Here is a 20627-nt window from a genome sequence, read left to right as displayed (position 1 = left end):
CCACGTATCCCGGTTATTGCGAGAGGTCGCCGGGTACGGCTGAAACGGGATCGTCGGGTTCCCGGGAACTCCCGCGGGCAGCCATGCCCGTTCGGGGAGGGACGGAACCGCCCACCGGAGATCAGCCCGCCCTGGACGGGAACAGCCGCCTCTTCAGGGATCCGAGTCTGATCAGCGCGATGTACAGCCTCTCCACCGCGCCCATGGGCTTCGGGCGGTAGTAGGTGCGGAGGATGTCCGCGGGATCCAGCGGCAGGAGCTCGGCATCCCCGTCGATCAGACCCTCCCGGAGTGCCATCTGGTGGATCGGAGTGCCGGGGTGCATCCTGATCATGTTCAGGGGGCCGGTCGAGAACCTCCCTCGGCTGCGGATCCTCAGGAGGAACCTGAAGGAGAGCAGTCTCAGCGCGGACGTCAGCGTCTCGCCCGGCGCGGAGTAGATGAAGTTGAACGAGGCGCGTGCGCCCGGAACCCGCGCGAGCATCCTGCATGTCCTGACGATGTCATTCCGCGAGATGTCCTTGCCGAGCCCGGCAAGGGTCCGGTCGGTGTATCCGTCGGGCGAGAGCTCGAAGAGACGGCATCCGGCCTCCACCGCCAGCCTCGCGAACTCCTCGTCCAGGGGCTTCAGATCGAACCAGGCCGACCACTCGACGTCGATGCCCCTCCGGATGATCTGCCGGCATACTTCCGCCGCATGGTCCTGGGGGCAGTTGAAGACGCTGTCGGCGAACTGGAACCTCTCGAGCCCGTAGTCACGGACAAGCGCCTCGATCTCGTCCACGATATCCCCGGGCTCCCTCGTCCTGACCCCGGGCCCGTTGATCCTGGGATACACGCAGTAGGCGCAGTTCATCAGGCATCCCCGCCTCGTCTGGACGCCTACCGTCCAGGGATTGCCGAGGGCGATGTACGGGCGGACGTCCATGATGTCCCTGTCGGGCCTGGGCAGTCTCCCGAAGTCGGCTGTAGCCACCGAGGCGGGCATCACCGTCCGTCCGTCCCTTCGGAATGCAACGCCGGGGACCAGTTCCGGATGCGACAGGTCCTCCAGAAGAGCGGGAAGCGAGGACTCGGCCTCGCCGACGATCCCGAAGTCGAGGTCTTCCGCGACATCCATGACCCTGCGGGCGAAGATCGTGAAGGCGGCGCCCCCTGCGACAAGCACCACACCGGGTAGCGCGGCACGGAGGGTGCGTGCGGTTTCCCTCAGGCGCACGAGGGGGGAGAACGCGTCCCGGACATCCCCGTTGATGATGTCGGGATAGCTCAGTGCATCGGAGTTCCTCATCCCGAGCCCGATGACGTCGGGCCTCCAGGAGACGATCTCGTCGAGGATCCTCCCGCCGCCGGAGGGATCCATGCTCTCGTCAAGGCATCTGACCTCGTGCCGGTCCCTCAGCACGGCGGCCAGGCTGGCCAGGCCGAGGGGGTAGACCGGCGACTCCCTGTCCCGCCAGCGGTTCTGCAGCAGTGCGACCCTCATCGTTCCTCCGGACCTCCGCCTCCGTGCGGCCTGTCGATTCCTCCGCATCCACGGGGAGTTCCCGGTGTATCGGCTCCGGCAGCCGTGCTGTCAACGCCACGCCTGCGCCACAGGGACATGAAGGCGGCGTAGACCAGGATGCCGGCCGCCAGATATGCGGACAGCGTCAGGAGCCTGCCCGGAAAGGGCATGGAGCTGTCGAACGGGACGAGATGCATGACCGACCAGACCGAGGCAGCCATCAGCAGGGTTCCTGCGGCGATGGCGGCATGGCTCCGCGCGAGGCCCGGCAGGTCGGGCCCTCCGATCCTGCGCCTGAGCCCCTGGAAGAGCATGACGGCCATCCCGGCGGAGGCGAGGGATGTACCGAGGGCCAGACCTCCGATCCCGAGGTGGCTCATGAGGATGATGTTGAGGAGGATGTTGGCGACCATCGAGAAAAGTGCCGCGATGATGGGCGTCTTCGAGTCCTTGAGCGAGTAGAAGCAGATGCTGAGCACTCCGCAGATCCCGTAGGCCGGGAGCCAGGGCGAGTAGAACCGGACGGCACGGGCAACCGTGGCGGTATCGTCCGGGGTGAACAGACCCCTCTGGAAGAGCACCGATACCAGCGGCTCCGCAGCGAGAACGAGCATGGCCGCTCCGGGGAGGGTCAGGGCCGATGTGATGCGGAGCAGTTTCCCGACCTCCGTGCGAGCTGCCGCCAGATCGCTCCTGGCGGCGAATTCGGAGAGGTTCACGATGGCGATGGTGGTCACGGGGGCGAGGGCGACAGTGAAGAGGACGGTCATCATCCTGTTCGCGTAGTCCAGCGATGTGAGGCTGTTCTCCGCGAGGAAGGAGCCCAGGATCTTGTCCGAGATCGGGGCGAGGGCTACCACCGAGGCTCCAGCGACGACGGGGAGAGCCATCCTGAACATCCTGGCGAAGTCCGGATCGGATGGGTCGAAGAGCGGCCGGTAGCCGTACCGGAGCCTTCCGGACGCCATCAGGAGCACCGCTGCGACAGCCACCGATCCTGCCAGCATCGAGATCGGCAGCGCGTGGATCCCGAGCGGACCATCGAGGACGATCACGGCCGCGAGAGCGACCGCGACCTCCCCCAGCCTCAGGAGCGCATTGAGACCATAGAGCCTCCGCGAATCGCAGAGACCCTGCAGGGTTCCGCTGAGGGCGCTGAGCATGATGGTAGGAGACAGGATCCTGAGCAGCTCGGAGGTCAGGTCGCCTGCCTCCGGACTTAGCCCCGGCCCGATCAGCGAGCTGAGGGGCCCGCTGAGCAGGAACAGGCTCAGGGACAGGATCAGGGTGGAAGCGAGAATCCAGTTCACTACCCTGCTCAGGAGGGCGGATGCGGCGGCGGGGCCCTTGCGGAACAGCACGTCGGAGTAGTTCGGGATGAGGGTGGCGTTGATCGTGAGGGCGATGACATCCCGCAGGATGACCGGGAGGAGGAGTGCCACCGAGTATGCATCGGTCTGCCAGGAAGTACCGAAGGACCGTGCTATGACCATCTGCCTGAGGAAGGTGATCACGGCGACGGCAAGGTTCCCCGAGGACAGTACGGAGAGCGATGGGATCCGCCCGGCGAGGGGGGAGAGGATGCGCCTCAGGACCGGATGGAGCTTCATGGATCTGCCGGCGGGGACGGCTCGGGCATGACGACGGGCATCGGGAGGGATCTCCTGTTCCTGCGGAGTACGAGCTTCCCGACCATGCCGATGGGGTCCTGGGCATCCCCGGGGTTCTCGTTCGACATCTCGCCGTTTTCCTGCCCTGGAGCCGGTTCACCGGACCGGAGGACGGATCGCGGCCGTACGGACAGCGGCCGCCGAAGCGGATACGGGGAAGGCCATGGACTGCCTGTCCAGGGCCGGGAAGTGGGTAATATGAGTGCTGGCGCGATGGAGAGCACGGGATCCGACAGGTCTCCGGGATCCCTACGCTCCCCGCTCCGCCCGGGGATACCGGTCGCGGACCGATGTCGGAAGGCTCAGGGCAGCATCTCCCTGATCCTTATCGCCGCCTTCCTGACGAGTCCGGGTCTCGGTCTGAAGTTGATGAGCGACTTCTCCTGGATCCCGTCGAGGATCCCGCGGTCCAGCCCCAGCTCTGCGAGGAATCCGTCGAAGCCGTCGGGCGGTTCCTTCGGTTCGCGTTCCTCCACTATCCTGAGGGCTTCCTCCCTCGAGATCACGCCTGCCCTCACCATGTTCGCATAGAGGTACTCGTACTTGCCGAAACCCGTCTTCCTGGAGTACAGGTAGCTGGAGTGAGGAGTGCCCAGGCAGTCGTACCTCACGCTGGCGATCGACCTGCCGAAGTCGAGCTCCCTGTTCAGGGTCTCGTAGATCATCGGGAGATCCCATCTGATGTAGTCCGGGAGATTGATCTGCTTCACCCCGAACATCCTCTTCCACGAGGGGAAGAAGAAGTCCCACTCCAGATCCTTCTTGCTGAAGCCGCCCTTCATGATGTTCCAGAAGCGGGTGCGGTCCATGCAGGAGGTCTCGCGGGGCGGGGCCTCGAGTTCGTCCGAGAACCCTGCGACGATGAGCCTTATCCCGTGCATGTCGGCTGCCCTGAAGATGGCCGTCGGCATGAGCACGACGCAGCTGCTGCAGAACTCTCCGGTCTGTTCGAGGGCTCTCCTGTAAACCCTGTTCAAAAGACCCCTGTCGGGAGTGTAGGTGGCCAGATCGACGCCGAGCCTCCTGCAGGAGTCCTTCACCGTCGCAAGGGCTGCCGGGTCCTGGAACCCGTTGTCGAAGTTGAAGGCCAGAGGCCTCATCCCGTATCTGTTCTTGATGGTCCAGAGGGTGAACGTCGAGTCCTTGCCACCGGAGAAGGGCACCATGCAGTCATACTTCAGGCCTCGTCCCCTGTAGCGGTCGAGGATCCTCCCCAGCCTCTCCTCCCTGGCTTTCCAGTCGATCGAGCCGTAGAGGGCGTCATGCTCCCGGCACACTCTGCAGACTCCGGCCGCGTCGAAGGAGACATTCGGGTAGTTCGCGGGCAGGATGCATCTCGAACACCTGGTCTGTTCGCTCAAGGCCGTCCTCCCGATAGTTCAGTCCAGAGGATCAAGTCATTTTACCATATTCTATCGAACCTCGTCCTGCCAACCCCGTCGATCACCTGCCGTCTTCTCTCCCGGGGAGGGCGAGCGATGCCGCTCCGCAGAGCGCCTGCAGGACGTTCGTTCTCGAAGAGATGGACATGGTCATGGGGCGGACCGGTGCAGAGCAGCAGAATAATGAGGTTCGACAGCCTGTGCCCGGCCGGGATTCCAGGGCATCCCGCCTTCGGGAGGAGCCCGGGGATTCGAGGGATGGGCGCATCAGATCCTGAAGACCGCCTGCGGTTCGAGACCCGCTTCCTTGAGGATCTCCCTGCGGCGGATCTTCCTGGTGGTGGTCTTGGGCAGTTCGTCGCTCCTGAGGATGAAGCTCGAGATGTGCTTGTAGATCGGCTGACCGGCGTTGAAGTGCCTGATCTCGGCCGAGATCACGTCACGGGCGTACTCGGTGGAGAGGCTCCCGCCCTTCTGCTCGGCCCTCTCGATCAGCTTCTCCATTTCCGGCACCACGACGACCCATATCTCCTCGCCCTTGGTCTTCGATTCCCTCCCGAAGACCATGCATTCCGAGATGAAGTCGGAGCGGTTGAGCTTGGCCTCTATCTCCTCCGGATAGACGTTCTTCCCGTTCTTCGCCACTATCACGTTCTTCTTGCGCCCCGTGATGTGGAGGAATCCGCCGTTGTCGACGAATCCGAAGTCGCCGGTACGCAGCCAGCCGTCCGGGGACAGGACCTTCGCCGTCTCGGCCGGGTCGTTGTGGTATCCCAGCATCACGTTGGGGCCCTTCACCGAGATCTCGCCGACGCCGTCCACGTCGGGATCGTCGATGCGGACGTCCATGTCCGCCAGCACCGGGCCGACAGACTCGGGCACGTTCGCGCCCGGCCTGTTGACCGACACGAGGGGCGAAGCCTCGGTCAGCCCGTAGCCCTGGAGGAACTTGAACCCGAGCTTGAGGAACCCCTTCGAGATCTCGGGATCGATCCCCGCGCCCCCGGAGATGAGGAACCTGATCCTGCCTCCGAATTTCGAGTGGACCGGTGCGAACAGCTTCCTTCGCAGCCCCTGGGAGCCGATGGCCTCGGCCGCGCCGGCCACCGCAAGGCCGATCCTGTATTTCAGCGCTCCCCCGGGCTTCGCCCTGATCCCCTCCATGATCTTCCGGTAGACGGTCTCCCAGAGAAGGGGAACGGCCAGGATCACGGTGGCTCCGGTGTTGGCTATGTCCTCGCCGACATACCTGAGCCCCCGGCAGATGATGTAGGTGGCCCCTGCGCTGAGAGGCGCCAGGAACCCGCAGCTGCACTCGTAGGTGTGGTGCAGGGGGAGGATCGAGAGGAAGACGTCGTTCTCCTCGATCTCGATGAACTGCCGTGTCTGCCTGACGACTGCGATCAGGTTCCTCTGGCACAGCATGACGCCCTTGGCCTGGCCCATCGTCCCCGACGTGTAGTAGATGGCCGCCGGGGCGGAGACGTCGTAGTCGACGGGGAGCCTGTCCTCGCCGCCTCTGCCCTCCGAGAGCATGTCCTCGAACAGGGAGCATCCGGCGGGGCCGGCGCAGTTCATCGCCACGAGCCTGAGGTTGCGGCCGTGGCCGGGTCCTCCCAGGAAGTCCTGCATGTAGGAATAGTCGAAAAAGGCCATGTTGGCGCCGGAATAGTGCAGGATGGCCCTCATCTCCTGGAAGGGCAGCTCCCTGTCGATGGGGACGACGATCCCGCCGCTCCGCAGTGCCGCGAGGTACACGACCGCCCAGGAGATGCTGTTCCGCCCCACTACGCCCACGACGGGGGACCGGTTCTCGGCCAGCATGGCCGCAGCCATCGCCTCGACATCCCGGTAGAGGTCGGCGTATGTGATGGTGCGCCAGGTGCCGTCCGGTAGAGGCTCCCTGATGGCCTCCCGTCCGGGATGGGCCTCCGCGGCCCTGGCCAGCATGGCCGGCACGCTCTCGAAGGCCGGAATGTTGTTCAAGGGCCCCCCGGGAACGATCCTGCTCACGATCCCACCCCCGAAGTCGCTCACTGCCTGTCCATCGTCGCAGCAATCCTGAATCCGGCGAACGGATATCCAAGCCCGACGTCCAGCATGAGTCTGGCGGCGCACCTGCAGTCACCCGGGGAGGACAGCCAGCTGCCGCCCCTGAGGCATCCAATCGTATCCGGTGCATCCTGCGGGGTCAATGAGCCACCTCCCTGGAGGTCCGAGCACCACTCCCACACGTTCCCGGCCATGTCCACGAGCCCCCAGGGATTGCCCGGGAAGCTGCCCGCCGGTGAAGTCTCGCTGAAGCCGTCGCTTATCTCGGGCGCCCTGGCGGCTATCGTCTCGCTCGCATCCGAGCAGTTGAGGAGGGAACCGTCGGGCTGGGAGTCGCCCCACGGCCAGGTGCGCCCGTCGCCGGTGGATGCCGCGTACTCCCACTCGATCTCGGAGGGGAGCCTGAAGGACATCCGCGACCCGTCCACCAGCGTCAGCCAGTCGCAGTAGAGCGAACAGGCGGCGTACGTCACCCCCCTGACCGGGAAGCCCTCCCTGCCGGGTATCACGAGATAGCCGCCGGCTTCGATCGCCGCGATCTCGAGCGGGTAGTCGCACGCGAACAGCTCCGACAGGAAGGCGGTCTTCCCGCTGCCGAGCACGGGGTCGGGCACCGCCCTGGGGTCCATGGAGTTGAGGAAGTTGCAGAACTCGAGGTTCGTCACCTCGGTCCTGCCGAGATAGAAGTCGCCCACCGAGACGGTCCGCGGGGTCAGGCCGCCTCCCGGCCCTCCCTGGAACTCGTACTCGCCGCCCGGGATGAATACGAGGCCGCCGCCCGCCTCCGAGGGGAAGCTGAAATGGAGGGACGAGGGCGTGTTGGCCGCCAGGACGATCGTCTCCCTGAGCTCCACCCGGCCGCTCACGGCGCTGACGACGTGCCGCCCGGGCTCGGCGATCCCGAGGGTCACGGGCGTCGTGCCTGCGTCCCTGCCGTCAACGAGCACGGCCGCTCCCGAGGGCCTCGATGTCACCGTCACGGGGAAGACGTAGTCCAGGTAGACTATCACGTTCCTGTCGCCGGGTAGTACGAGGGTGTCGGCCGGAACGTATCCGTCGAGCGTCACGGTGATCCTGACCCCACCCTCCGGAACGGGGAGCCATGCCGGAGCCCTGAAGCCCGGGGAATCCTCGGGCGTCACCATGGAACCGGAGGGGATGCTCTGCACCGCCACGAATCCCCTCGGCCAGTCTGGCACCAGCAGCAGAGCCAGCGCGGCCGCGAGGAGGCACAGCTCCGTCGGGAGCACCCAGCTCGGATCCGGGAGGCCGGCCCTGCGCACTAGTCCAGCCAGGAGTTGCCCAGGACGGCTCTTGCGTCGTCGAAGAGCTGTCCCATGGCCAAGTCGCGCCAGAACCTCCTCCATATGTAGGAAGGTCTGAAGTAGAATCTCCTGTGGAAGAGGCCGTAGTACTTCCGGATGGCGTCCCAGCCGAGCGTTTCATGCTCCCAGACCTCGCTCGTGCAGTGGAAGTTGTACTTGTCCCAGTCCTCCGACCTGATCCTGCCCTCCATCTTCAGCTTGCGGTAGAGCGCCGAGGACGGGAAGGGAAGGGTCATCGATGCCTTCGCGTATGTCAGTGGCAGGGAGCACGCGAACCTGATCGTCTCCTCCATCGTTTCGACCGTATCGCCGGGTAGGCCGACCATGAAGAACCCCACCGTCTCGATGCCGGCCCTGTGCGCCATACCCACGGCATCCCTGATCCTCTCCGCCGACTGCTTCTTGTTCACCCCGGCCAGTATCCCGTCCACCCCGCTCTCGATCCCGAACGCGACCTGGTAGCATCCCGCCCTCTTCGCGAGCCTGAAGAAACCCTCGTCGACGTCATGTACGTTGACACCGGTCGGCAGGGCCCACGGAGCCGGGAAGCCGCGCCTGACCATGAGCTCGCAGACCTCGGAAGCCCGGGCGATGTCGGCGGTGAAGTTGTTGTCCTTTATGTGTATGTCCCTGAATCCGATATCGAGCATCCGGAACATCTCGTCCACGACCCGCCCGGGGGACTTGCACCTCACGGAGTGGCCGAAGATCGTCTGGCTGCAGTAGAGGCAGTGGTGGTTGCACCCGCGGTTGGTCTCCATGTAACCCACCGGATTCCTCCGGGCGGCTATGTGGGGAGACCTGTAGAAGCACAGGTCGTGGAGCTGCCAGGCCGGCAGGGGCAGGTCGTCGAGATCGGCGATCATCTCCCTGGGTGGAGTCAGGACGACCTTCCCGTCCCTCCGGAACGCCACGCCGGCGATTCCGGAGGGATCGTCCCCCCTGCAGATCTCGACGATGGTCCTCTCGCCCTCGCCCATCGCCACGATGTCGAAGGCCCCGCTCACTAGGGACTCTTCCGGAAGGGTGGTGGCGTGCACGCCGCCTGCGATCGTCGTGACCCCGGGGAGTTCCTCCCTCGCGATCTCCGCCAGGCGGCGGGCTTCGCTCCACAGCGGAGTGGTGAAGGTGATCCCGACGAAGTCGGGCCTGTATTCCCTGAGCAGCCTCCTGTAGGCCTCCTCGGGCCTCCCCTCTATCATGAGATCGGCTATGGCCGCCTCCATGCCGGCCTCCAGCAGCGCTCCGGCGAGGCTGGCCAGCGTGATGAAGGGTGCGGAGGTGATGGCGACCCGGATGTGGCTCTTGTCGTAGACGCCGATCGCGGAGGGTGGATTCACGAGCAGTGTGCGGCTCAAGTCGTCTCCTCGGATGCAGCCTGCCGCCCGCGGGCGGCCCTGCTCCCGGATCGCGCGAGGATGGTCAGACCAGCGGTGCCGGCGAGCAGGACCGCAGTCAGCAGAAGTGAGGATTCCGGGCCGAAGGCCCCGAACGGATCCGACAGGGGCTCCCAGATCGACGGCAGCTCGATGCCGCTGACGTTCCATCCCGCCACCATGCCGGTGAAGAGGTTCCAGGCCCAGTGGACCAGGGAGAGCCCGGCGAGCCCCGTACCGAGCACCCTCAGCATCCCCAGGAGGATCCCGAACAGCAGGATGTTGGCGATCCCGGGCGCATCGGAACCCGGATTGTCCAGGTGGACGGCCGCGAAGAGGGCGGAGGATGCCAGCACCGGCAGGATCCCGCTCCCTTTCATGTGGAAGGCGTCGAGGAGGAAGCACCTGAACTGCAGTTCCTCGGAGGCGGCCACCAGGAGCAGCACGAAGGCCATCGGAACCCAGCCGCCGGCATCCCCCCTGCCCAGACCGCAAACGGCCGCGGACACGCCGAACGGGAACAGCACCAGAGCTGCTGCAGACGCCACCAGCCAGGGTTTCCCGAACCCGAGCCTCGGCCACGGCGTCGGCAGGAGGAACCAGAGCGGCAGCACCGCGGGGATGGTGCAGGCGGCGGTCCCCCACAGCCATGCGCCCGGGAGGTCGAGCACCCCCGCGGCCCGCAGGGCGAACCTGAAGACGAACATGCCGGCGATGGCCGACAGGACGATGCCTATCCTGGCGGGGATCCCCCGGGGTGCAGTCCGACCGCCGGGCGCATCGAGGGATGGAGTCATCCCGACGTGTGCCTCCGGGACTCGATTATGCCGAGGAAGGAGCCTGCATCGAGACTGGCCCCGCCCACGAGCGCTCCGTCGACGTCGGGCATCGCGAGGATGGATCCGGCGTTGCCCGGGTTCACGCTGCCCCCGTAGATGATCCTGCAGGAGCCGGCGAAAGGCCCGGGATGGAGCCGTGCGAGCACTCCCCTGACGTGACCGTGCATGGCCGACGCCTGCTCCGGAGTCGCATTCCTGCCCGTGCCTATCGCCCACACAGGTTCGTATGCCACGACTATCACGGCAGGATCGGGGTCGGCTATTCCCGCCAGGGCGGATCCCAGCATCTCCTCGACGACGGCCTTCTCCATCCCGGCCTCACGCTCGGGGAGGGTCTCGCCGACGCAGAGCACCACGCCAAGGCCGGATCCGAGGGCGGCTCGGAGCTTGCGGGCCACCGTGTCATGCGACTCGCCGAGGATGTGTCGCCTCTCGCTGTGCCCGACGATCGCCCAGGAGCATCCGGCCTCGACCAGCATCCCCGCCGAGATCTCGCCGGTGAAGGCTCCCCTGCTCTCGTAGAAGAGGTCCTGCGATCCCAGCGCGGCCCCGGCCTCCCTCGCCGCCTCCGAGAGCACGGGCAGGAGGGTGAACGGGGGGAACAGGGCGATGTCCAGGTCCGAGAGCGAGCCGTCGGACCCGGCGGACTGCAGCGCCCCCAGCCAGGACAGCCCCTCGATACCGGAACCGTTCATTTTCCAGTTGGCCCCGAAGAACGGGCATCTTCCGTCCACGGAGCCTGCCTCCCCGGACATCAGCCCCGCCCCAGGGCCTTCAGGGCCACGAGTTCCTTGCCCTGCAGTAGCTTCAGGGCGACTCCGCCGCCTGTGGACACGAAGCTTACGTCGTTCTCGAAGCCGGCCTCGGATACGGCTCTGGCGGAATCACCGCCGCCTACGATGGTGACCGCGCCGAGCTTCGTGGCGGCTGCCAGGGCGGCGGCCATCCCGCGCGTCCCCGCGTCGAAGGGGGTCTTCTCGAACAGGCCCATGGGTCCGTTCCACACCACGGTCCTGCTCCGGGCGATCACCGACGAGAAGGCCGCTCCGGTAAGGGGGCCGATGTCGTAGCCCGCCCGGTCCGGGGGGATGGCGTCGGAGGGCACGGTCACGGCCGAGGCGCCAGCGTCGGGCGACGGCGCGACCACAACGTCGACGGGGAGAACGAGGTCCACGCCTGCATCCCGGGCCTTTGCCGCGAGCGTGGCCGCGGTTCCGACCATCTCCTTCTCGAGCAGGCTCCTGCCCACGTCCATGCCGGCGGCGGCAAGGAACGTGAAGGCCATCCCTCCCCCGACCAGTATCGAATCGACCTTGTCTATGAGGTTCTCGATCACAGGGACCTTGTCCGACACCTTCGCCCCGCCGAGAAGGAGGGTGAACGGCCTCTCGGGGCTGCCGGTCGCCCTGCCGAAGAAGTCGAGCTCCTTCATTACCAGCAGGCCGGCATACCCGCCCCCGAGCACGGACGGGACGCCCGTCATCGAAGCGTGGGCCCTGTGGCAGGTTCCGAAGGCGTCGTTGACGTACACATCGGCCAGAGCGGCGAGTTCCCCGGCGAAGCCCGGGTCTCCGGCCTCTTCGCCGGGATGGAAGCGGAGGTTCTCGAGGAGGACGACATCTCCGGGCTTCATCGCGGATACGATCGACTCCACGCGCTTCCCCACGCAGTCAGGGGCCATCACGACCCTCCGCCCCAGCAGTTCCGACAGCCTCTCGGCCACGGGGGCGAGGCTCATCTCAGGAACCACCCTCCCGTCGGGCCTCCCGAGGTGGCTGGCCACCACCAGAGCCGCTCCGCGCCCCAGGATTGTCGTCATCGTCGGGATGACGGCACGGATCCGGGTGTCGTCCGCGACCCGGCCAGATTCGATCGGGACGTTCAGGTCGGCCCTGAGGAAGACCCTCCTGCCGGACAGGTCCGCTTCGGCAAGAGACGGGCGGCTCACAGCCCGGCCTCGCCCATGTGCTTCAGCATGTCCACCATGCGGCAGGAGTAGCCCCATTCGTTGTCGTACCAGGAGATGACCTTCACGGTCTTCTCGCCCACGACCCGGGTGAACTCGGAGTCGAAGACCGAGCTGGCCGGGTTGCCCACGATGTCGGACGAGACCAGGGGTTCGGTGCTGTACTCGAGCACCCCGGAGAGAGGGCCGGATGCGGCCGCCCTCATCGCTTCGTTGACGGACTCGACCGTGACGGGGTTCTCGAGCCTGCAGGTGAGGTCGACCAGCGAGCCGTCCGGTACCGGTACGCGAACGGCGAAGCCGTCGAGCCTGCCCTTCAGCTCGGGTATGACCTCCCCTATCGCCGCCGCGGCGCCCGTGGTGGTCGGGATCACGTTGACGGCGGCAGCCCGCGCCCGCCTCCTGTCCTTGTGAGGGAGGTCGAGGATCCTCTGGTCGTTGGTGTAGGCGTGTATCGTCGTCATCAGCCCGGTCACGATCCCGAACGAGTCGTTGAGCACCTTCGCGACCGGCGCGAGGCAGTTGGTGGTGCAGCTCGCGGTCGAGACCACGAAATGCGACGCGGGATCGTACCTGTGGTTGTTGACCCCCATCACGGCGGTCAGGTCGGCTCCCTTCGCCGGAGCGCTCACGAGGACCCTGCGGGCGCCGGCGGAAAGGTGCGCCGCGGCCTTGTCGCGCGCGGTGAACAGGCCCGTGGCCTCGACCACGATGTCTACGCCCATGTCCTTCCACGGGAGGGCGGCGGGGTCCTTGACGCTCAGCACCCGGAAGGACGATCCGCCTGCCCTGATGGAATCCCCCTCGACCGCGACCTCGCCCCGGAACCTGCCGTGCACCGAATCGTACTTCAGCAGGTGGGCGAGCGTGGCGGGGTCCGTCACGTCGTTGACCGCAACTATCTCGATGCCGCCGATCCCGGCCGCCCTGCGGCAGACGAGCCTCCCGATCCTCCCGAAGCCGTTGATGGCTACTCTCATGGTATCCTCCGCCCTATCCGAAGAAAAGTTTGGCCATGGCATACCTGTCGGGCGGCACGGTCCTGAGGGTGCCTACCGCCTCGGCGAGATCCACGGACACTATCTCCCCGCCCATGAGGGAGGCCATCCGCCCGGTGGCCCCCTCCTCGGCCATCTCCACCACCTTGACTCCGAGCCTGGTGCCGAGCACCCTGTCGAAGGCGCTGGGAGGGCCGCCCCGCTGCAGGTGCCCGAGGATCACGTGCCTGGTCTCGAGCCCGCTCCTCTGCTCTATCTCCCCGGCGAGCACCTCGGCTATGCCGATGCCCGTGCCGAGCTGCACGTGACCGAACGCGTCGGGTTCGCTGGAATGCATGATCTGCCTGGAGAGCCCGGGGTCGGAGGCCCCTTCGGCCACCGCCACCAGCGCCCATCTCCGGCCCTCGTCGAAGCGCCTCTTCAGGAGAGCACAGATCTCGTCGGTATCGAACGGCTCCTCGGGGAGAAGGATCACGTGGGCCCCTCCGGCTATGCCTCCGTGGAGCGCCATCCATCCCGCGTGGCGACCCATGATCTCCACCACGATCACGCGCTCGTGGCTCCTGGCCGTGGTCTCGAGCCTGTCCAGGGCTTCCGTCACGGAGTTGATGGCGGTGTCGAACCCGAAGGTGTAGTCGGTGGCGTTGAGGTCGTTGTCTATCGTCTTGGGGACTCCGAGCACGCGGGTTCCCGAGGCGGACAGCCTGCTGGCGACCCCGAGCGTGTCCTCCCCCCCGACCGCGATGAGGCAGTCGACGGCATGGGACGACAGAGTCGCGGCGATCATCCCGAGGCCGTTCTCGATCTTGAACGGATTGGTGCGCGAGGAATGGAGGATCGTGCCGCCCAGTTTCTGGATGTCGCGCACATCCTCGATGCCGAGCGGCCTGGAGAGGTTCTCTATGACGCCCTTCCAACCGCGCTGGAATCCCGTCACGGAATGCCCTCCCGCCACCGCCCTGTAGACTACGGCGCGGATCACGGCGTTGAGCCCGGGGGCGTCTCCTCCGCCGGTCAGGATGCCCAGATGCACTTCAACCTCCCTGTCTGTGACTGCAGAAGAAAGCGGCGGTCTCGGCCAGGTCGGCCGCGAGCGCGCGGAAATCCTCGAATCCGAGCGACTGGTCGCCGTCGGATCTGGCGCGGGCCGGATCGGGGTGTATCTCCAGCATCAGCCCGTCCGCACCGCATGCCAGGGCGGCATGGCACATGGGTCCGACGAGGTCGCGGCTGCCCGTGGCGTGGCACGGGTCGACGATCACCGGCAGGCCGGACCTCGACCTGGCCAGAGGCACCGCCGAGAGGTCGAGCGTGTTGCGCGTCCAGGGCTCGAAGGTCCTTATCCCCCGCTCGCACAGCACGACCCGCGAATTGCCCTCGGTCAGTATGTACTCGGCAGCCAGCAGCCATTCCTCGACGGTGGCCATGAATCCTCGCTTGAGCAGCACCGGGGCCCCTGACCGCCCGAGCTCGGACAGGAGCGTGAAGTTGTGCATGTTCCTGGCCCCGACCTGGAGCATGTCCACGGCCTCGAGGGCGGGGCCTATCTGGGCGCAGGACATGACCTCGGTCACGACCGGCAGCCCCGCCTCGGCCCGGACTTCCGACAGGATCGAGAGCCCCTCGGCCCCGAGACCCTGGAACGAATGCGGGGATGTCCGCGGTTTGAACGCGCCGCCCCTGAGGAGCCCGGCACCGGCGATGCGGGCGGCGCCCGCGCACTCCCTCATCATCGGCAGATCCTCGACGGCGCACGGCCCGGCTATCAGAACCGGAGCCCCCCCGCCGAAATCCACCGGGGTGACCGCGGAATCCCTTCCGACCCTCACGACGACTCTCATGGCGCTCATCGCCTGGCCACGGACCGGATGATGAAGGACATGATCGACCTTATGGTATCGTCCGAGACGGGGCCGGGATTGTGACCGGCCGCGTTGTCGAGCTGCTCCTCCACCCAGCCGGGATCGTACGCCTGCCCGGAGAGGGCCATGGACGAGGCCCTGTGGTTGAGGAGCCTGACGAGTTCCACATCCGTTCTCAGGATCTCGCCCTTCCAGTCGGCCGAGGATGGCGGGGAACCAAGGGCATTCCTGTCGATCTTCCCGCCCGGGGTCCTCGGCAGGTCGGGAACCATGTGGAACTTGTGAGGGATCTTGTAGCCGTCGAGGATGCCCCTGAGGAACTCCCGGAGCGACGGCGACGAGAGGTCGCTGCCCGGCCTCGGGACGACCCTCGCGACCACCGTCTCCCCCCTGCCCGGGAAATCCTCGCCGGAGACGGCCGTGTCGAGTACGTCGGGGTGTCTCAGGATGGCCAGCTCCACCTCGAGGGGGAAGACCTTGAGGCCTGCCGACTTGATCAGCCCGCCCCTGCGCCCCAGGAAGTGCAGGACTCCCGATTCCCGCCTGAACACGTCGCCGGTGAGGAACCAGCCGTCCCTGAAGTGCTCCTCGGTGGACATCCTGTCACCTGCATAGCCTCTGACGACCGCCGGGCCGGCGATCCTCAGCTCGCCCTCCCCGTCGCCTCCGATGATCGAACCTCCGGGATCGGCGAGCTCCACCGAATAGCCCCCCACCACCCTCGACAGCCCTTCGGCGTTGGCGTCGCCGTACAGCGCCACTCCCGAGGTCTCCGTGCTGCCCCATACCGGTACTGCGTCCACGCCGGTCAGTTCATGGAACCGCGCGAGAAACCCGGGGGAGGAGTGCATGCCGCCGGCTTCGGCGATCCGGAGCCCCGAAAGGTCGGCGTCCTCGCGGCTGCAGACCCTCGCGAGACCGTCGAGCTGGGGAGGGAGACCCATCAGTGCAGTCACGCGGGCGTCGGAGATGAGCCGGAGCGCGCTGCGGGGGTACCTGCCCTCGGTCAGTACGGTGGTGCCCCCGAGGTAGAGGCCCCTGATGAAGAGTTCATGGGGGTGCCCGGAGGCCGAGAAGAGCGACATGTGGACATCGTCGCCGCGCAGTCCGAGCGCCTCGCACACCGCCCCGGTGTTGGCCAGGAGGGCGTCATGGGTGATGGGCGCGATCTTGGGAAGCCCTGTGGAGGCCGATGTCACGTTCATGTAGAAATCGTCGCCGGAATCGATCTCCGGGAGGTCGGCGGGGGTCCTCCGCCCTCCGAGCGCCTCCGAAGGCTGGAATCTCAGGTGTCTGACCCCGGCGGGAACCGTCCCCGGCCCGTCGAAGGACAGCAGCCACGACCTCGGGGAGGGCGGGAGCATCCGCCTGGCCGCGGGCTCGGGCCAGTCGCCGGAGAATGCCATGAACCGCGCCCCGGCGAGCGAAACAGCGGTGAAAGAAACCGGCAGGAGCACGGTCTTGCCGCACGAGACACCCACGGTGTCGCCCTTCCTGACGCCGGCCTCGGCGAGGAGGGCGGCCAGGTTCAGGCTGGCCGCCTCCCAGTCGGCGTAGGAAAGGCTGCCCGCATCGTCTCGCAGTGCGATCGCCCCGCCTCTGGCGGAAGCGGCCGCCTCCAGCAGCCCGTGGACGGTCGGGGGCACTTCTGTGCTACTCGACCTTCTTGCCGCAGTCCGGGCAGAACTTGCTGCCGGAAGGTATCTCCGCGCCGCACGAGCAGGTCTGCCCGCCCAGCTTCTGCCCGCACTCGGGGCAGAACTTCGCCCCGTTGGCGATGGCGGCGCCGCACTTGGGGCAGCTTGCGCCCATTGCCTTGCCGCACTCGGGGCAGAACTTCGCCGGGGGAACCTGCTTCCTGCACGAAGGGCAGACCACGAGGGCGGCCGCAGCCGCGGCGCCCTGCTGGGGCTGGCCCTGGTTGAGCGACTGGGTCATCATCTGGGCCATGGTCGCGCCCATGCCGACCCCGGCTCCGAGCCCGACGCCGGTGGCCGCCCCGCCGCCGCCCGACTCGTTCTGGGCCGCATCGCTGATGGCCGTGGCCGTCTTGTAGCGCATGTAGGCGTTCATGTCGCCCAGCGCGCCCATGGAGGAGCGCTCGTCGATCCTCTTCTGGACCTCCTCGGGCGGCGTGATGGCGTTGATGTAGAAGTCGACGAGCTGGATGCCGTACTTCTCGAAGTCGTCGGCGAGCCTGGCCTTGCCGAGGGTTCCTATCTCGTCGTAGACCCTGGCGAGGTCGAAGATGCTCTCGAGGGTCTCGCCCAGGAGGTCCGCCAGGCGGGAGATGATCACGCCCTTGAGGAAGCCCTCGATCGCGTCGGCGGTATATCGCCCCTCGGTGCCGACGAGCTTGTTCACGAAGAGCAGGCTCTCGTTCACCTTTATGGAGAACTGGCCGAAGGCCCGGAGCCGGACCATGGCCAGTTCCTTGTCGCGGAATATGATCGGCTCCTTGGTGCCCCACTTCATGTCGACGAAGGTCTTCTTGCTTACGTAGTAGACCTCCGCCCGGAAGGGCGAGCCCTCTCCCTCGAAGGCCATCCCGACGAGCTCCGTCAGGAAGGGGATGTTCTGGGTGGTCAGGGTGTGGCGCCCCGGTCCCAGCACGCCCATGGCCTTGCCGTCCCTGAAGAAGACGGCCTCCTGGCTCTCTCTCACGACGAGCTGGCTGCCGATCCGGAACTCGCCGGAGCCCGACTGGGGCTCCCTGTGGACTATCTCCTTGCCGGTATCATCGAGCCACTCGATGATCTCAAGCTTCTTGACCATCTTCGGTCCCCTCCCGGTTCCTTCAGTCCATCGGCCTGTTGCGTTCGAGATCTATCAGGAGGTTGCTCCGCGAAGCCATCTTGCCGCTGAATTTGAACAGGATGTCGAGCATGCCCCCGGTGTGGGCGGTGAACGGCTCTCCGCTCCTGGCGGCCTCGCCCAGGGAGCCCAGGGCGGTTTCGAGCAGAGCCACGTCCTCGGCGAGGCCGGAGTCGAACTCGTACAGCCTGTCGAGTTCCTCCTCGCGCACCTTGTGCATGTCGAACCAGCCGCGGTAGCCCCTCTCGGCGAAGCGGACCTCGTCCGTGACCTGCTCGAGCCTCTTGACCAGCCTGTCCATGTCGCCCGCGGCAGCGAGGGCGGCCGGACCCCTGAGGCCGTTGATGACCTCGTTGAGACCGATCCTTACGGCATCGAGCTTCTGGACGAGCTGGCCCCTGAAGAGCTGGTCGTTGTCCCTCCGCTCCTCCTTGTTCTTGTAGCCCTTGTATCCCGGGATCAGCCTGATGGCCTTCTCCAGGAAGCCCAGTTTCCTTTCCTCGTCGCCCATTACCCCCATCCTTTCCGGCAATCCATCACATGGTCAAGATACGATCGGGCATCACCCCGTCAATGCTGTCCCGACCTCGCCTCCCTGATGTTGGCGTAGTGCCCGGCCAGCGTGCGTGCGAAGAGGTGCCCCCCGGATCCGTCCTCCCTGCTGACGAAGTACATGTATCCCTCCGACATGTCGGGGTTCGCCACGGCCTCGAGCGACGGCATCCCGGGAGAGCAGATGGGTCCGGGAGGAAGGCCGGGATGCAGGTAGGTGTTGTAGGGGCTCTCGATCCGGAGGTCGGCGTAGGTCAGCCTCTCCCTGACCGCCCCCAGCGCATACTGGACCGTGGCGCAGCTCTCGAGCCTCATGCCCGCCGAGAGCCTGTTCAGGAAGACTCCGGCGACCAGGGGCCTCTCCTCGTCGATCCTCGCCTCCCTCTCGACGATCGAGGCCAGCACTACGGCCGATCCGCCCGAAAGCCCCAGACCCTCGACCCGGGCGAGCCATGAGGAATCGCGGCGTTCGAGCCCGGTGCGCACCATCCTGGCCAGGACCGACCTTGCGGGGAGCGAATCGGCGAACTCGTAGGTCTCGGGGAAGAGGAATCCCTCGAGGGATGTCAGCCCGAGTTCCGAGAGGAGCGAATCGTCGCAGGCGGCCGCCTCCAGGCTGTCGAGCGGCATGTCGAGGTGCTCCGACAGCAGCGGGAGCGTCTCCTCGAGCCTGAGACCCTCGGGCACCGTCACCCAGTGGGTCGGCTCGGGCACGACCTCTCCGCGGGCCATGAGCGAGATGATGCTGTCGGGCTCCATCGAGGAGTCGAACCTGTACGTGCCGGCCTGGAACATCGTCGAGACGCCGAGCATCCTCGCCCTGGCGAGAACGTAGAGCCTGGACCTCACGAGCCCGGAGTCGCTGAGGGCACCCGCTATCCTCGCCGCACCCCAGCCCTCCTGCACCGTGAACAGGACCTCGCGCCCGCCCCCCGGGGCGCCCGATGCCCACGACAGGGCGAGGACGCCCGCGGCGGCAACCGCCGCCAGCAGAGCAGGCAGCAGAAGACAGGACCTCCTCACGATCCCGCCAGGTATCGCTCGAGGATGACGAGCGCCGCCAGGGAATCCGTCCTGCCGGTCCTCCTCCGGTGCTTCACGGGCATGGAGCGCGCTTCGACCGAGCTTCCCCACTCCCCTACCAGCGCCACCCCGGCACCGAGTCCCCGGATAGCTTCCGCCAGGGCCTCCACCTCCATGGACATCTCGGTAGGCCGCCTTCCCGAGGCCAGGGGAAGCCCGAGGACGACGACGTCGGTACCGTCTCCCGAGAGCATCGACCTCACGCGCTCGAGCACGGCCCTGCGGTCTCCGAGGACGGGCTCCGCAGGCAGCGGGATCCCTCCTTCGAGAATCGCGACTCCGGTCCTGGCCCTGCCGTAGTCGAGTGCAAGGGTCATCAGAAGTCCCTCCTGCCCAGGCTCCTCGCCGCCCCGCGCATCGAGGCGGCGCTTACGACCGCCGTGAGAGGCACCATGAACAGGGCGCTCTTCCACAGGGATCCGGCCAGGGCTCTGCTGCTCATGCCCGAGGACAGGTATTCCCGGGTCGAGAACGAGATCGCGGTCACCATCGCAAGGACGTAGCCCATCGAGGCGAATGCCGCCAGGATGCCCCCCTGGCCGCTGGCAATGCTGGCGGGGCTGTTGTCCGTGAAGCTGGGATATATCGCGCCCATGGCCGTGTTGATGCTTGCGAGCGCAGAGGACATCAGGATGATCGCCGCAACCGTCTCGGCCAGGAACAGCGCGCCAGCGCCCATCCTCACCGTGGACAGGATCCCGGCTCCGAGCACCAGGGGCATGATGCACACGAGCGCCACGGCCCACTTGGTGCGTAGGAGCGTCCGGCGGGCGGCGGGCATCTGCAGCAGCGAGGCGAGGCCCGGCCCCTCCATGCTTATGGATGGGAACGAGAACCTGACCATCAGGGTCGCCATCACGAAACCCGAGAACGAGATGTTCATGAAGACCGCCACCCCCAGCCAGACCCTTTGCGCGAATTCCACGGGCAGTTCGTCGAGGTTGCCGGCATACATCAGGAAAAGGCCGCCCAGGAGCGCGAGCTGGCTCCACTGCACGGGATCCCGGGCGAAGAGCAGCGCCTCCTTCTCGACCAGCGCCCTGGACAGCCCCCCCCGCCTGAAGACGGAGTCCCTCGACCGGGAAAGGCCGGCTTCGCCGGCCAAAGAGGCGTGCCACCCCCAGAAACCCAAACCGGTGAGCGAGAGGGCAAGGGCCGCCAGGACCGCCGAATATGCTGTGAGTATTGCCGCCGCCCTCCC

Annotated in this window: 19 protein-coding genes; all 19 read right to left on the bottom strand. The window is 66.7% G+C overall.

The genetic code is table 11. The annotated features are described in order from the left end of the window. Positions 1-121: 121 nt before the first annotated feature. Entirely contained in the window at positions 122-1486 is a 1365-nt protein-coding gene (locus QUS11_05060; GenBank protein ID MDM7992663.1) for a radical SAM protein, read from the bottom strand. Next, positions 1483-3117, bottom strand: coding sequence for a lipid II flippase MurJ (locus QUS11_05055; protein ID MDM7992662.1), 1635 nt, complete (start codon positions 3115-3117; stop codon positions 1483-1485). The genes QUS11_05060 and QUS11_05055 overlap by 4 nt, the downstream gene beginning before the upstream one ends. After that, the gene (locus tag QUS11_05050) at positions 3114-3245 is read right to left on the bottom strand and encodes a hypothetical protein (GenBank protein ID MDM7992661.1); all 132 of its coding nucleotides are present in this window, start codon (positions 3243-3245) and stop codon (positions 3114-3116) included. Before QUS11_05050 ends, QUS11_05055 begins: the two co-directional genes overlap by 4 nt. Positions 3246-3479: 234 nt before the next feature. Then, positions 3480-4538: an N-acetyl sugar amidotransferase gene (locus QUS11_05045; GenBank protein MDM7992660.1), complete on the bottom strand. Its 1059-nt coding sequence runs from the start codon at positions 4536-4538 to the stop codon at positions 3480-3482. A gap of 288 nt (positions 4539-4826) precedes the next feature. Then, complete coding sequence (locus QUS11_05040) at positions 4827-6545, bottom strand: AMP-binding protein (protein MDM7992659.1); 1719 nt, start codon at positions 6543-6545, stop codon at positions 4827-4829. A gap of 47 nt (positions 6546-6592) precedes the next feature. Beyond that, positions 6593-7861, bottom strand: a complete 1269-nt coding sequence (locus QUS11_05035) for an SUMF1/EgtB/PvdO family nonheme iron enzyme (protein ID MDM7992658.1) — start codon at positions 7859-7861, stop codon at positions 6593-6595. Positions 7862-7893: 32 nt separating this feature from the next. Further along, the gene (locus QUS11_05030; protein ID MDM7992657.1) at positions 7894-9294 is read right to left on the bottom strand and encodes a radical SAM protein; all 1401 of its coding nucleotides are present in this window, start codon (positions 9292-9294) and stop codon (positions 7894-7896) included. Next, entirely contained in the window at positions 9291-10109 is an 819-nt protein-coding gene (locus QUS11_05025; GenBank protein ID MDM7992656.1) for a CPBP family intramembrane metalloprotease, read from the bottom strand. The genes QUS11_05030 and QUS11_05025 overlap by 4 nt, the downstream gene beginning before the upstream one ends. Beyond that, positions 10106-10885, bottom strand: a complete 780-nt coding sequence (gene tpiA / locus QUS11_05020; protein MDM7992655.1) for a triose-phosphate isomerase — start codon at positions 10883-10885, stop codon at positions 10106-10108. Before tpiA ends, QUS11_05025 begins: the two co-directional genes overlap by 4 nt. 20 nt (positions 10886-10905) lie before the next feature. After that, positions 10906-12099, bottom strand: a complete 1194-nt coding sequence (locus QUS11_05015; GenBank protein MDM7992654.1) for a phosphoglycerate kinase — start codon at positions 12097-12099, stop codon at positions 10906-10908. Continuing rightward, complete coding sequence (gene gap / locus QUS11_05010) at positions 12096-13097, bottom strand: type I glyceraldehyde-3-phosphate dehydrogenase (GenBank protein ID MDM7992653.1); 1002 nt, start codon at positions 13095-13097, stop codon at positions 12096-12098. Before gap ends, QUS11_05015 begins: the two co-directional genes overlap by 4 nt. Positions 13098-13110: 13 nt before the next feature. Further along, a complete protein-coding gene (locus tag QUS11_05005; protein ID MDM7992652.1) occupies positions 13111-14148 on the bottom strand; it encodes an ATP-dependent 6-phosphofructokinase in 1038 nt (345 codons plus the stop codon). A gap of 1 nt (position 14149) precedes the next feature. Further along, positions 14150-14956, bottom strand: coding sequence for a 3-deoxy-7-phosphoheptulonate synthase (gene aroF, locus QUS11_05000; protein MDM7992651.1), 807 nt, complete (start codon positions 14954-14956; stop codon positions 14150-14152). A 5-nt stretch (positions 14957-14961) separates the two neighbouring features. After that, on the bottom strand, positions 14962-16623 hold the full coding sequence (locus QUS11_04995) for an AMP-binding protein (protein ID MDM7992650.1): 1662 nt from the start codon (positions 16621-16623) through the stop codon (positions 14962-14964). 7 nt (positions 16624-16630) lie between these two features. Next, positions 16631-17752, bottom strand: coding sequence for an SPFH domain-containing protein (locus QUS11_04990; protein ID MDM7992649.1), 1122 nt, complete (start codon positions 17750-17752; stop codon positions 16631-16633). A 22-nt stretch (positions 17753-17774) separates the two neighbouring features. Beyond that, complete coding sequence (locus QUS11_04985; protein ID MDM7992648.1) at positions 17775-18302, bottom strand: hypothetical protein; 528 nt, start codon at positions 18300-18302, stop codon at positions 17775-17777. 59 nt (positions 18303-18361) lie between these two features. Next, the gene (gene mltG / locus QUS11_04980) at positions 18362-19366 is read right to left on the bottom strand and encodes an endolytic transglycosylase MltG (GenBank protein ID MDM7992647.1); all 1005 of its coding nucleotides are present in this window, start codon (positions 19364-19366) and stop codon (positions 18362-18364) included. Beyond that, on the bottom strand, positions 19363-19743 hold the full coding sequence (locus QUS11_04975; protein MDM7992646.1) for a RuvX/YqgF family protein: 381 nt from the start codon (positions 19741-19743) through the stop codon (positions 19363-19365). Before QUS11_04975 ends, mltG begins: the two co-directional genes overlap by 4 nt. Next, positions 19743-20627, bottom strand: an 885-nt coding sequence (locus QUS11_04970; GenBank protein ID MDM7992645.1) for a hypothetical protein, incomplete at its 5' end; no start/stop codon positions are given. The genes QUS11_04975 and QUS11_04970, both read right to left, overlap by 1 nt.

The organism is Candidatus Fermentibacter sp. (assembly GCA_030373045.1).
GTDB lineage: Bacteria > Fermentibacterota > Fermentibacteria > Fermentibacterales > Fermentibacteraceae > Fermentibacter.
This window is presented reverse-complemented; position numbering and strand designations above follow the sequence as displayed.